Origin of the sequence: Cellulomonas sp. B6 (assembly GCF_001462455.1) — a bacterium.
Lineage (GTDB): Bacteria > Actinomycetota > Actinomycetes > Actinomycetales > Cellulomonadaceae > Cellulomonas.
The window spans coordinates 11,837-25,079 of the sequence record NZ_LNTD01000061.1 but is presented as its reverse complement, the minus strand read 5'-3'; the positions used below and the strand labels follow the sequence as shown (position 1 = coordinate 25,079).

Below are 13,243 nucleotides of genomic sequence, written 5' to 3'. Positions count from 1 at the left end.
CGCGGGCGCCCGCCCCGGCGAGGGGACGGGCGCCCGCGGCGACGGTCAACCCTTGGCGGCGACCGCCTGGTTGATCGCGTCGGTCAGCGGGCCGGTGGTGTAGAGGTCCGCGTCCCACTTCTTGCCGTCGATGAGGACGGTCGGCGTGCCCAGGCCGCCGAGGTCGTTCTGCGCCTGCTGCGTGGTGGCGGCGACGAACGGCGCGTAGGTGCGCCACGTGCCCTCACGCTCCTCGGTCTCGGTCCCGGACGTCGCGACCTCGTACGTGCCGTCGACGGTCGCCGTGAACTGGTCGGCGACCGACTGGGGCACGCCGACGCCGACGGCGATCTCGGCGAGGCGCGAGTCCTTCGGGCCGGTCGTGCCCTCGTCGGGCTGGTTCTCCTCGGTGTACAGCGCGCTGATGAAGTCGACGTAGTGCTCGGGGTCCTGCGCGGCGACCACGGCGGCCGCGTTGGCGGCGCGCGTCGAGTAGAACGTGCCGCGCGAGTTGCCGTCGAGGAACGAGATGTTCTTGTAGACGACCGTCACGCCGCCGGCCTCGGCCAGGCGCTCGAGCTCGGCGCCGTTGGCGCGGTCGAACATGCCGCAGTAGGGGCACATGAAGTCGAAGTAGACCTGCACCTCGACGTCGTCGGCGCCGGACTTGCCGACGCCCTCGGCGCTGACGGGCACTCCGCCCCCGGCGTCGGCCACGTCGGGCCGCTCGACGTCGGCCAGCGCGGGCACGACCGTGTTGGCGGTGCCGCCGGCGTAGACCACGTCGCCGTAGGCCTCGGCGTTGGCCCGGCTCTGCCAGAAGATGGCGAAGGCGATGCCGCCGAAGACGACGAGGGCCATGACGAGGCCGCCGATCGCGATCAGCCGGGTGCGCTTGGCCTTGCGCTCCTGCTCCTGCCGCAGGGCGAGCGCCTTGGCGCGCGCCTCCTCGCGGCGCTGCGCCTTGGGTGCGCGGGGGTCGTTCGTGGGCATGGGTGCTCCTGGGTGTGGGCCGGCGAGCCGGCGGGGACGTACGGGCGGGCGCTGATCAGCGCGCCGGCGGTCCCCGGTGCGGGCGGGCGGGGTCGAGCACACGGCCCGCGGGCACCCGCACCGCGACGTCGGCGGTGACGCGCACGTGAGCGGGCACGAGGGCGGGCCGAAGGCGCATCGGCGCGGGGAGGCGCGCCGCGAGCACCGAGCGGACCGCGGCGGCGGCGCGGCGCACCGCGACCCCGAGCCCGAGCCCGCCCGCGGCCAGCAGGACGTGCGCGGCGAGCGCGGGCAGCGCGACGCTCAGCAGGACCACGGCCCCCTGCGACGTCGAGCCCAGGCCGACCGCGCCCTCGGGGCACTCGGCGGCCGAGCGCAGCACCGCCAGGCGCATGCCGAGCGCCGCGAGCGGCCCCTCGGCGGTGAGGCACTGGTGCAGCAGCACGCGGCCCTGCACCCCCAGCACGACCGAGGCGACCGACAGCAGCACGCCGAGGGCGCCCAGCACGGGGGCGCGCCCGACGGCCGGGGTCAGCCCCCGCACCGCTGTGGTCGCACGCACGGGCCCAGGGTAGGCGTTCGGCACGGGGCGGGTCACGCCGTCGGGCTCACGGGTTCGGCAGCACGGGCGGCGTGTCGAGCGGCCACCACCGGATCGGCTGCGCGTCGACCAGGCCGTCGAAGAGCAGCAGCGCGCCGACGAGCGCGAGCACGACGACCACGAGCGCGCCGACCGGTCCGGGCGCGACCAGCGCGAGCGTGCGCCGCGCGCCCGTGCGCGTCATGCGTGACAGCGGGCCCCACCACACGAACGCGACGAGCAGGAGCGTGAGGGCCGCGACGACGAGCCGCGCCGTCGTGCCCTGCGGCGGCTCGCCGCCCGGCGAGCCGCCGATCGCCCAGCGTCCGGTGTCCAGCAGCCACCAGCCCAGCCCGCCGACGATCAGCACGACCGCGCCGCCGACGAGCAGCGGCGGGAGCGCCGCGAGCACCGCGCGCAGCAGGTACCAGGGCAGCCCCGTCACCGCGAGCGGCACGTCGGACCGCCGCACGCCGCGGCGCTCGCGCCGCGTGTGCATGGTCTCGACCGCCAGCCCGACGGTGCGGACCAGCACGGCCAGCACGACGACGACCAGGATCGTCACGAACGGGTGCAGCATGGCCGCGAGCGCGACCACCAGCCCGATCGCGAGCATCGACCCCCACCGGCGGCGGGCGGGCGGGCGCTGGTACCCGGGGCCGTCGTCGGCGCCGTCGTCGCCGGCCTCGAGGTCGTCACCGATCCACGCGTCGTCCGGGTCGTCGTCGACCTCGGCGCCGACGTGCGGCGCGATCGTCGGCGGCAGCACGGCGGTCGGGCGGGCGGCGTCGTTCCCGACGGGCACGGCGACCGTGCGCCCGTCGTTCACGGGTGCGGCCGCGGGAGCGACCGTCGCCGCACCGGCGGCCGGCGCCGCGAGGGCCGTCGTGGCCCGGTGGTCCTGCGGCGAGGGACGCCGGGCCACGTGCTCGGTCGCGAGGTCGTCCTCGCCCCGGCCGTCGTCCCACCCGTCGTCGGGCGCGTCCTCGCCGTCGTTCTCGAGGTCGTCGTCGAGGTCGTCGTCGAGGTCGTCGTCGAGGTCGTCCCCGTCGAGGTCGTCCGGGTCGTCGAGGTCGCCGGCGCCCACGACCGTCGTCGCGACGTCGTCGGCGTCCCCGCCGTCCGCGCCCCCGGGCCCGGCGGTCCCGAGCACGACCGTCGCGACCGCACCGGCGGGCAGGTCGCCCTCGGCCGCGACCGCGCGCAGCGCCGCGACGACGTCCTCGGGGTCGGTGCGCTCGGCGACGATCGGGCGCAGCGCGCCGGCGACCGCGGCCGACGTCAGCGGGCCCACGCCCGCCAGGTCGACGTCGCCCGCACGTGCCCGGGCGAGCACCGCCTCGACCGGCCGCGACCCGAACGGGTCCCGCCCGGTCGCCGCGAACGCGAGCATCGCGGCCCAGCCCCACATGTCGGTCGCCGGGCTGGGATCGCCGCCGTCGAGCAGCTCGGGTGCGAGGTAGCCGGGCGTCCCGAGCACGAGGCCCGCGGTCGTGAGGTTCGCGTCGTCGTCGACGCCCTGCGCGAGCCCGAAGTCGATGAGTACCGGACCGTCGTCGGTGAGCAGCACGTTGGACGGCTTGAGGTCGCGGTGCACGACGCCCGCCGCGTGCACGGCCGCGAGCGCGTCCCGCAGGCCCTCGGCGAGCGCGAGCAGGTCGTCGGCGTCGAGCGGGCCGCGCTCGCGCACGTGCTCGGTGAGCGTGTCCCCCGCGACCAGCTCGGTGACGAGGAACGCCTCGGTCGAGTCCGCCTCGGCGTCGAGGACGGCCGCGACCGCGGGGTGCCGCAGCCGCTGCAGCGCGGCGACCTCGCGCAGCAGCCGCGCGCGCACGGTCGCGTCGGAGCCGACGTGCGGGTGCAGCAGCTTGAGCGCGACGGCGGTGCCGCCGCCGTCGACCGCGCGGTACACGGTCCCCATGCCGCCGGACCCGAGCGGGGCCACCACCGTGTACCCGCCGATCTCCGACCCCGGCGTCAGACCGATCCGCTCCATGCCCGGCAACCTAGCCGGTCACGGCCCCGCACGGGTCCTGCCCGTCCCCGAGCGTGTCACCCATAGGACGACTAGGGTCATGGCGAACCTCGAGGAGTTGATGTCGTGCCCACCGACACCCCGCAGGACGGCTACGACCTGGTCGTCGTCGCGAACCGGCTGCCCGTCGACGTGAGCCTGGACGAGGACGGCTCACCGAGCTGGACCCGCTCCCCCGGCGGACTGGTCACGGCGCTCGCGCCCGTCATGGCCCGGGCCGACGGGGCGTGGGTCGGCTGGGGCGGGTCACCCGGGCTGGAGCTCGAGCCGTTCGACGTGGACGGCACGCGGCTCGTGCCCGTGACCCTCACGTCCGACGACGTCGAGCGGTACTACGAGGGCTTCTCGAACGACACCCTGTGGCCGCTGTACCACGACGTCATCGCACCCCCCGCGTTCCACCGGCAGTGGTGGGACGCGTTCCAGCGCGTCAACCGCCGCTTCGCCGAGGCCGCCGCGCGGCAGGCCTCGCCCGGGGCGACCGTCTGGGTGCACGACTACCAGCTGCAGCTGGTGCCCGCGTACCTGCGCGAGCTGCGCCCCGACCTGCGGATCGGGTACTTCCACCACATCCCGTTCCCGCCGCTGGAGATCTTCGCGCAGCTGCCGTGGCGGCGGCAGGTCGTCGAGGGCCTGCTCGGCGCGGACCTGCTGGGCTTCCAGCGCGCGGGCGACGCCGCGAACTTCGTGCGCGTCGTGCGCCGCGTCACCGACCTGACGACGCGCGGCCAGACGATCACGGTCGACGAGGGCACGGACCACCAGCGCGTCGTGCGCGCGGCGCCGTTCCCGATCTCGATCGACTCGCGCGCGTTCGACGCGCTGGCGCGCACGCCGCAGGTGCAGGAGCGGGCGCGCGAGATCCGCCGCGAGCTCGGCGACCCCGAGCACCTGCTGCTGGGCGTCGACCGGCTCGACTACACCAAGGGCATCCGCCACCGCATCAAGGCGTACGGCGAGCTCCTGGAGGACGGCCGGCTGTCGGCCACCGACACCGTCCTGGTGCAGGTCGCGTCCCCCAGCCGCGAGAACGTCGGCGCGTACCAGCAGCTGCGCGACGAGGTCGAGCTGCTCGTCGGTCGCATCAACGGCGACCACGGGCAGGTCGGGCACACGCCCGTGCAGTACCTGCACCAGTCGTTCCCCATGGAGGAGATGGCCGCGCTGTACCTGGCGGCCGACGTCATGCTCGTCACGGCGCTGCGCGACGGCATGAACCTCGTCGCGAAGGAGTACGTGGCGGCGCGCTCCGACGACCGCGGGGCGCTGCTGCTCAGCGAGTTCACGGGCGCCGCGGACGAGCTGAACGGCGCCGTGCTGGTGAACCCGCACGACATCGACGGCATGAAGGACAAGATCGTGGCCGCCGTCCACCTCGACGCGCGCGAGTCCCGCAAGCGCATGCGCCAGCTGCGGCGGCGCGTGCTGAGCCACGACGTCGCGGCGTGGTCCGACGAGTTCCTCGCGGTGCTGACGTCGATGCCGGGGAGCACCCGTGGCTGAGCCGACCGCCGCCACCGCGGCCGACCTGGACGCACGGCTCGCCGCGCTCGCCGCCGACCCCGCGGCGCGGCCGCTGCTGGTCGCGCTCGACTTCGACGGCACGCTCGCGCCGCTGCAGGACGACCCGGCCGCGTCGCGGATCCTGCCGGAGGGCGTCGAGGTCCTCGCGGGGCTCTCGACCCAGGACGGCGTCGTCCTCGCGCTCGTCTCGGGGCGTGCGATGGGCGACCTGCACGCGCTCGCGCAGGTGCCCCCGGGCACGTACCTGATCGGCAGCCACGGCGCCGAGCGCGCGCGTGTCACGCAGTTCGGGCTGGACCGCGACGTCGTCGAGCTCACGCACGAGCAGGCCGACCGGCTCGCGGCGCTGGGCGCACGCACGGCGGCGGTCGCGCGCGGCCGTGACGGCGTGTGGGTCGAGACGAAGCCGACGGCCGTCGTCGTGCACACGCGGCTCGCCGAGCGCGACGTGGCCGACGCCGCCGAGTCCGAGGCCGTCGCGCTGGGGGCCGAGCTGGGCGTCGGGACGATGCACGGCAAGGACGTCGTCGAGCTGTCGGTGCTGCCGGCGGACAAGGGCACGGCGCTGCAGGCGCTGCGTCACGAGCTGGCCGCGCCGGTCGTGCTGTACGCGGGCGACGACGTCACCGACGAGCACGCGTTCGCCGCGCTCGACGCCGACGACGTGACCGTCAAGGTGGGCGCCGGGGACACGGTCGCGCGGTTCCGCGTCGCCGACCCCGAGGCCGCCGTGGCGGCGCTGACGACGCTGCGCGACGCGCTCGCCTGACGCCGCCACGCCGGTCCGCGGCGGGCGCGTCGCGGTACCCGCCCCCGGCCCCGGCGGTCCCGGTCGACGGCCCCGTGACCTGTGCCATACTGACGCCGCGACCGAGGACGGTCTTGACCGTCGCCGGTCCGTGTCAGCGGAGACACAGAGGGCTCGGCAGGCCCGCGTACCCCGCGGACCTGCGTTGACACTCTTCACGACGGATCGTCCGGCACGTACCTGCCGGTGAAGGGATTGGCACAGCCATGGCTACGGTCACGTTCGACCACGCGACCCGGATCTACCCCGGGACCGAGCGCCCCGCGGTGGACGCGCTCAACCTGCACATCGAGGACGGCGAGTTCCTCGTCCTCGTCGGCCCCTCGGGCTGCGGCAAGTCGACCTCCCTGCGCATGCTCGCGGGCCTCGAGGACGTCAACGCCGGTCGCATCCTCATCGGCGACCGCGACGTCACCGACGTGCAGCCCAAGGACCGCGACATCGCGATGGTCTTCCAGAACTACGCGCTGTACCCGCACATGACGGTCGCCGACAACATGGGCTTCGCGCTCAAGATCGCCGGCGTGCCGAAGGCCGAGATCCGCACGCGCGTCGAGGAGGCCGCGAAGATCCTCGACCTCACGCAGTACCTCGACCGCAAGCCGAAGGCCCTCTCGGGTGGTCAGCGTCAGCGTGTCGCCATGGGCCGCGCGATCGTCCGCTCGCCCCAGGTGTTCCTCATGGACGAGCCGCTGTCGAACCTCGACGCCAAGCTCCGCGTCCAGACCCGTACGCAGATCGCGTCGCTCACGCGCCGCCTCGGCGTCACGACCGTCTACGTCACGCACGACCAGGTCGAGGCCCTGACGATGGGCGACCGCATCGCGGTCCTCAAGGACGGCATCCTCCAGCAGGTCGACACGCCGCGTGCGCTGTACGACACGCCCGCCAACGTGTTCGTCGCCGGCTTCATCGGCTCGCCCGCCATGAACATCGGCACGTTCCCCGTGCTCGAGGGTGCGGCGTCCGTCGGCTCGTCGCGTCTCGCGCTGCCGCGCGAGGTCGTCGGCCGCCTCACGGACGACGACAAGGGCCACATCACGGTCGGCTTCCGCCCCGAGTCGCTCGACACCGTGCCCCAGGGCACGCAGGACTCGTTCCCCGTGGTCGTGAACCTCGTCGAGGAGCTCGGCTCGGACGCGTTCGTCTACGGCGCGCTGACCAACGAGTTCGGCCAGCAGGCGTCGGCCGTGCACTCGGGCGCCGGCGAGGCGCAGATCATCGTGCGCGTCGACCCCCGCCAGGTCCCGAAGGTGGGCGACACGATCCACGTCCGGATCCGCCCCAACGAGCAGCACCTGTTCCACGCGGGCTCGGGCGAGCGTCTCGCCTGACACCCAGCAGCACGCACCGAGGCGGGTCCGGTCGACCGGGCCCGCCTCGGTGCTTTCCACGCCCGGCGCCGGACGCTCCACGGGATCGTCACGGCGCCGGCGCGGGGCCCGCCACCGGACCTGAGAGGATCGAGCCATGAGCGGTACCGTGCAGCGCCTGCAGATCACGGCGGCCAACCCGGACCCCGCGCTGCTCGACCTGCCGTGGGACGTCCCGCTGGAGGACTGGCCCACCGACATGCTCGCCGCGCTGCCGCGCGGCATCTCGCGGCACATCGTGCGGTTCGCGCGGCTCTCGGGGCGGGTCATCGCCATCAAGGAGATCGGCGAGACCGTCGCGTACCGCGAGTACGAGCTGCTGCGTCAGCTGCGCAAGCTCGAGGTGCCGAGCGTCGAGCCCGTCGGCGTCATCACGGGCCGCCGCTCGCCCGACGGAGAGCCGCTCGAGGCCGTGCTCATCACGCAGCACCTGCAGTTCTCGCTGCCCTACCGCGCGCTGTTCAGCCAGTCGCTGCGCCCCGACACCGCGACCCGCCTCATCGACGCCCTCGCGGTGCTCATGGTCCGGCTGCACCTGGCCGGCTTCTACTGGGGCGACGTGTCGCTGTCGAACACGCTGTTCCGCCGCGACGCCGAGACGTTCGCCGCCTACCTCGTCGACGCCGAGACCGGCGACCTGCACGACCGGCTGAGCCCCGGGCAGCGCGCGTACGACCTCGAGGTCGCGCGGGTCAACATCATCGGCGAGCTCATGGACCTGCAGGCCGGCGAGTTCCTCGACGAGGACGAGGACGTCGTGGCCATCGGCGAGGCGCTCGTCGTCCGGTACGACGAGCTGTGGCGCGCACTGACCGAGGTCGAGGCCTTCGGGTACGGCGAGCGGTGGCGCGTGCAGGCCCGCATCGACCGCCTCAACGACCTCGGGTTCGACGTCGGCGAGCTCGACATCACCACGGACCTCGACGGCACGTCGGTGCGCATCCAGCCCAAGGTCGTCGACGCGGGGCACCACTCGCGGCGCCTCATGCGCCTGACGGGCCTGGACGTGCAGGAGAACCAGGCGCGCCGCCTGCTCAACGACCTCGACGAGTACCGTGCCGCGACGGACCGGCAGGCCGACGACGAGGCGTTCGTCGCGCACGACTGGCTGACCGACATCTTCGAGCCGGCCGTGCGCAGCGTGCCGCGCGAGCTGCGCCGCAAGCTCGAGCCCGCGCAGATCTACCACGAGCTGCTCGACCACCGCTGGTACCTGTCGCAGCAGGAGGACCGCGACGTGCCCATGACGGAGGTCGCCGCGAGCTACGTCCGGCACATCCTGCCCAGCCGCCCCGACGAGCAGGCCGTCCTCGGCACGCGCGCCGAGGACCTGCGCGACGGCGAGACGGGCGAGCACCCGCGCGTCGACGACGACCTGGACCCCGACCGGCTCATCGGCTGACGCCGGCCGGGGTGCGGGGCGTCACGCGCGCTGGCGCGCCACCTCGTACAGCGCGATGCCGGCGGCGACGCCCGCGTTGAGGGACTCGACGGCCGACGCGATCGGGATCGACGCGATCGCGTCGCACTGCTCGCGCACGAGCCGCGACAGCCCCTTGCCCTCGGACCCGACGACGAGCACGAGCGGGTCCGTCGCGAACGGCAGGTCCGCGAGCGGCACGTCGCCGCCCGCGTCGAGCCCGACCACGAACACGCCCGCGGCCCGCAGCTCCTGCAGCGCGCGCGTGAGGTTGGTCGCGCGGGCCACCGGGACCCGCGCGGCGGCACCCGCCGACACCTTCCACGCCGACGCCGTCACGCCGGCCGCACGCCGCTCGGGCACCAGCACGCCGTGCGCGCCGAACGCCCCGGCCGAGCGCAGCACGGCCCCGAGGTTGCGCGGGTCGGTCACGCCGTCGAGCGCGACGATCAGCGGCGTCGTCTGCGACGCCTCGGCCGTGTCGAGCAGGTCGTCCGGGTCGAGGTACTCGTAGGGCGGCACCTGGATCGCGACGCCCTGGTGCACGGCGCCGTCGGTCAGCCGGTCGAGCTCGGCGCGGCCGACCTCGAGGAGCGGGTACCGGGCGTCCGCGGCGATCGAGACGATCTCCTTGGTGCGGTCGTCCGCCTCCAGGCGCGACGCGATGTACACGGTGGAGACCGGGATGCCCGCGCGCAGCGCCTCGAGCACCGAGTTGCGACCGCCGACGATCTCGTGGGTCGACGACGTGCGACCACCCTTGCGGCCCGCGGCCGAGCGGGACGCGCCCGCGGCCGGACGCCCGGACGACGGACGCCCGGACGTCGCGCCCTTCTCGGCCTCGACCTTGCGCTTGTGCGCCACGTGGTACGGGCGGTCCTCCGCCTTGGGCGTGGGGCCCTTGCCCTCGAGCGCGCGGCGGCTGTGGCCGCCGGTCCCGACGCGTGCGCCCTTCTTCGTGCCCGCCTTGCGGGTCGCCCCGCGGCGCTGCGAGTTGCCGGCCATCAGTCCTCCGTCGTGTCGGTCGCGGGTGCCGCGAGCGTCCAGCGCGCACCCGTCGGTGAGTCCTCGACCACGACGCCTGCGGCCGTGAGCCGGTCGCGGATCGCGTCGGCCGCGGCCCAGTCGCGGGCCGCGCGAGCGGCCGCGCGTGCGTCGAGCTCGGCACGCACGAGCGCGTCGAGCGCCCGCGCCGTGCGGTCGTCGCCGCCCGTGGTGGCCCACTGCGGCGACGCCGGGTCGAGGCCCAGCACGTCGAGCATGCCACGCAGGACGACCATCGCGTCGCGCGCGGCGTCGTCGTCGCCCGCGGCGAGCGCGGTGTTGCCCGCCCGCAGGGTCTCGTGCACGACCGCGAGGGCGGCCGGCACGTTGAGGTCGTCGTCGAGCGCGGCGCCGAAGGCCGCCGGCAGCGCGGCGGTGGCGACCTCGTCGGCCGGCACGGCGCCCACGCGCTCGGTCGCGCGCTGCACGAAGCCCGCGAGGCGGTCCCAGGTGGCCGCCGCCTCGGTCAGCGTGTCGTCCGTCCACTCGAGCATCGAGCGGTACTGCACGGCGGTGAGCGCGTACCGGACGACGGCTGCGGGCGCCTTCTCGAGCACCGCGCTCACGAGCAGCCCGTTGCCGAGCGACTTGCTCATCTTCGCGCCGCCCTGCGTGACCCAGCCGTTGTGCAGCCAGTAGCGCGCGAACCCGTAGCCCGCCGCGCGCGACTGCGCCTGCTCGTTCTCGTGGTGCGGGAACCGCAGGTCCAGGCCGCCGCCGTGGATGTCGAACGTCTCGCCCAGGTAGCGGTGCGCCATCGCCGAGCACTCGAGGTGCCAGCCCGGGCGGCCGCGGCCGAACGGCGTGTCCCAGGCCGCGGTCGCGGGCTCACCGGGCTTGGGCGCCTTCCACAGCGCGAAGTCGTGCGGGTCGCGCTTGCCGGAGCCCGCGTCGTCGGGCACGTCGGTCATGTCGTCGACGCGCTGGTTGGTCAGCGAGCCGTAGTCGCCCCACGACCGCACGTCGAAGTACACGTCGCCCGCACCCGCGACGTACGCGTGGCCGCGCTCGACGAGCCGCTCCATGAGCGCGAGCATCGCCGGCACGTGCCCGGTCGCGCGCGGCTCGTAGTCGGGCGGCAGCACGCCGAGCGCGTCGTAGGCCGTCGTGAACGCACGCTCGTTGGTCAGCGCCCACGCCCACCACTCGTGCCCGGCCGCGGCGGCCTTGGCGAGGATCTTGTCGTCGATGTCCGTGACGTTGCGGACGAGCGTGACGCGCTGGCCCTGGCGACGCAGCCAGCGCACGAGCACGTCGAACGCGACGGCGGACCGCACGTGGCCCACGTGCGGCGGCGACTGCACCGTCGCACCGCACAGGTAGATGCCGACCCGGCCCTCGACGAGGGGGACGAAGTCACGCACCGCCTGGGTGCCGCTGTCGAACAGCCGCAGAGTCACCCGCCCAGGCTACCGGCGCGGGACCCCCGCGACCGACCCGGACCTGCGCGGCGACGTCAGCCGACGCAGACGCCCTCGCCGCGGTAGGTCGGCACGGTCGCCTCGACGCGGTCGCCGCGCACCAGGTGGACCTCGGCGAAACGCTCCATCACCTCGCCCGCCTTGGCGTGCCGGAACCACACGCGGTCCCCGACGCGCAGGTCGGCGCGCGCCGGCACGCGCAGCGGCGTCTGGACCTCGCCGGCCCCCTCGCGCGGCGCGAGCCGCAGGCCCTCCGGCCACACGGGGCGCGGCAGCCGGGTGGGCGTCGCCGGGCCGGACGCGACGTACCCGCCGCCGAAGACCGTCGCCCACCCGTCGCCCGGGATCCGCACGACGTCGAGACCGACGTACGCGGCGGGGCGCGGACGGAAGGCGCGGTAGCCGTCGAACAGCGTGGGGACGAACAGCCCGGACCCCGCCGTGACCTCGGTGACCGCGGGTGCGGCGGCGCTCACCTCGATCGACCCGGTGCCGCCCGAGTTCACGAGCTCCAGCGGGTGCCCGAGCGCGTCGGCCACGGCGTCGACGACGGCCGCGCGGCGCACCGCGAGCTCGCGCACCGACGCGGCCTTGACGGCACGGACCGCGAACGAGGTGTCCGGCAGCCCGGCGACCTGCGCCTCGTAGAACATGACGCCGCGCACCGCGAGCGGCCCGCGGGCCTCGACCTCCACGGCGAGCGCGGCCGCCTGCGCCGGGGTGCGCACGGGCGAGCGCCGCACGCCGAGGTGCACGGTGAACGGACCGCGCCCCAGGCGCAGCGACGCGTCGACGTCGAGGCACACGCGCAGCGTCCGCCCGTGCCGGCGTGCGGCCACCGCGAGCAGGTCGGCCTGGGCGACGTCGTCGACCATGAACGTCACCGCGTCCGCGGCCGCCGGGTCGGCGGCGACCGCGTCGATCGCGACGGCGTCGACCGTGGGGTAGCCGAGCAGGACGTCGTGCACGCCGTGCGCGACGAGCCAGCGCGCCTCGGCGGCGGCGTAGGCCATGACCCCCGCGAACCCGGGGCGCGCGAGGACCTCCTCGAGGACGTGACGCACCCGCACGGACTTGCTCGCGACGCGCACCGGCATGCCACCGGCGCGGCGCAGCACGTCGCCGGCGTTCGCCTCGAGCGCGTCGAGGTCGACGACGACGAGCGGCCCGGGCCGGCCTGCGGTCGCCGCGTCGAGGCGCTGCCCCACGGTGCGCGCCGCGGGGTCGGCACCCGCGGACGGCACGGGGGCCGTGCCCGCGCGGCGCACCGGGGTCGACGTCATGCCCGGGACGTTACCCCCGACGGTGCGACGGGGGGAACGAGCCGGTGCACGTCGGCGTCGCGCTGCTCGGGCACGTGCGGCTCGCCCAGGACCGTCGCCTCGTCGAGCGGCACCGCGAGCGTCGCGAGGTGCTCGGCGAACAGCCGCAGACCCTCGTACCCGGCACGGTCGTCGCCGTCGACGAGCCAGGCGAGCGAGAACCCGTCGACGGCCGCGATGATCGAGCGGGCGATCATGAGGCGCGGCACGCGCCAGACGATGCCCGCGGCCCGCTCGACCTCCTCCAGGAAGTGCTCGGCCACGGCCCAGCTGTGGGTGTACTGGTCGACCCCCACCTGACGGAGCTCGGGGTGACGCAGCGACGTCGTCGTCAGCTCGTAGGTCAGCAGCTGCGGCTCGCGCGTCGCCCGGATGTTCGCCCACACCCCGTCGAGGACGCCCATGATGAGGTCGGCCACCGGAGCGGACTCGGGCATCTCGGCCATGCCGCGCGCGGTGTTGCGCAGGGTGATGGTGTGCGCCATGGCGCGCAGCAGCTCGTCCTTGTCACGGAAGCAGTAGTGCACGACGCCCAGGGACACCCCGGCCTCGGCGGCGACGGCGCGCACCGTGGCGCCGTCGACGCCGTCCCGGCACGCGACGACGAGCGCCGCCTCGATGAGCTGCTCGCGTCGCTCGGCGACGGGTAGACGGTTCACGGTTCCTCCTCGCGGGCGATGCGCGGCACACCCCCCCGGTCGCCGCGTCACCCTTCCTCCACAATCTCATCGGTAGTCATGACGT

At 75.0% G+C, this 13,243-nt stretch carries 11 protein-coding genes; 4 read left to right on the top strand and 7 right to left on the bottom strand.

All coding sequences use genetic code 11. The features are described from left to right. Window positions 1–45: 45 nt before the first annotated feature. The 3 genes from ATM99_RS04620 to ATM99_RS19615 are packed head-to-tail and all read right to left on the bottom strand — an operon-like array spanning window position 46 to window position 3,548. On the bottom strand, window positions 46–972 hold the full coding sequence (locus tag ATM99_RS04620) for a thioredoxin domain-containing protein (protein WP_062101755.1): 927 nt from the start codon (window positions 970–972) through the stop codon (window positions 46–48). A 55-nt stretch (window positions 973–1,027) separates the two neighbouring features. After that, complete coding sequence (locus ATM99_RS04615; RefSeq protein WP_150118125.1) at window positions 1,028–1,534, bottom strand: hypothetical protein; 507 nt, start codon at window positions 1,532–1,534, stop codon at window positions 1,028–1,030. Window positions 1,535–1,580: 46 nt separating this feature from the next. Beyond that, window positions 1,581–3,548, bottom strand: a complete 1,968-nt coding sequence (locus ATM99_RS19615; protein ID WP_062101753.1) for a serine/threonine-protein kinase — start codon at window positions 3,546–3,548, stop codon at window positions 1,581–1,583. Window positions 3,549–3,653: 105 nt separating this feature from the next. Between ATM99_RS19615 and ATM99_RS04605 the strand changes: the two genes are divergently transcribed. The 4 genes from ATM99_RS04605 to ATM99_RS04590 all read left to right on the top strand — a co-directional run bounded on the left by ATM99_RS04605 (window position 3,654) and on the right by ATM99_RS04590 (window position 8,694). Next, a complete protein-coding gene (locus tag ATM99_RS04605) occupies window positions 3,654–5,090 on the top strand; it encodes a trehalose-6-phosphate synthase (RefSeq protein ID WP_062101752.1) in 1,437 nt (478 codons plus the stop codon). After that, window positions 5,083–5,880 (top strand): trehalose-phosphatase, encoded by a 798-nt coding sequence (otsB, locus tag ATM99_RS04600; protein ID WP_062101751.1) that lies wholly within the window; start codon window positions 5,083–5,085, stop codon window positions 5,878–5,880. The genes ATM99_RS04605 and otsB overlap by 8 nt, the downstream gene beginning before the upstream one ends. A 245-nt stretch (window positions 5,881–6,125) precedes the next feature. After that, entirely contained in the window at window positions 6,126–7,253 is a 1,128-nt protein-coding gene (locus ATM99_RS04595; protein ID WP_062101750.1) for an ABC transporter ATP-binding protein, read from the top strand. Window positions 7,254–7,389: 136 nt separating this feature from the next. Then, complete coding sequence (locus tag ATM99_RS04590; RefSeq protein WP_062101749.1) at window positions 7,390–8,694, top strand: DUF4032 domain-containing protein; 1,305 nt, start codon at window positions 7,390–7,392, stop codon at window positions 8,692–8,694. A gap of 21 nt (window positions 8,695–8,715) precedes the next feature. Here ATM99_RS04590 and rlmB read toward each other — a convergent pair whose 3' ends face one another. Genes rlmB through ATM99_RS04570 form a run of 4 tightly spaced genes read right to left on the bottom strand, consistent with a single transcriptional unit; the run spans window position 8,716 to window position 13,158 of the window. Next, entirely contained in the window at window positions 8,716–9,717 is a 1,002-nt protein-coding gene (rlmB, locus tag ATM99_RS04585) for a 23S rRNA (guanosine(2251)-2'-O)-methyltransferase RlmB (protein ID WP_062101748.1), read from the bottom strand. Continuing rightward, complete coding sequence (gene cysS / locus ATM99_RS04580) at window positions 9,717–11,156, bottom strand: cysteine--tRNA ligase (RefSeq protein ID WP_062101747.1); 1,440 nt, start codon at window positions 11,154–11,156, stop codon at window positions 9,717–9,719. Before cysS ends, rlmB begins: the two co-directional genes overlap by 1 nt. Window positions 11,157–11,212: 56 nt before the next feature. Next, on the bottom strand, window positions 11,213–12,460 hold the full coding sequence (locus ATM99_RS04575) for an alanine racemase (RefSeq protein WP_082659274.1): 1,248 nt from the start codon (window positions 12,458–12,460) through the stop codon (window positions 11,213–11,215). Then, window positions 12,457–13,158 carry a TetR/AcrR family transcriptional regulator gene (locus tag ATM99_RS04570; protein WP_082659272.1) on the bottom strand — a complete coding sequence of 234 codons (702 nt, stop codon included), beginning with the start codon at window positions 13,156–13,158 and terminating at the stop codon, window positions 12,457–12,459. The genes ATM99_RS04575 and ATM99_RS04570 overlap by 4 nt, the downstream gene beginning before the upstream one ends. Window positions 13,159–13,243: the final 85 nt, after the last annotated feature.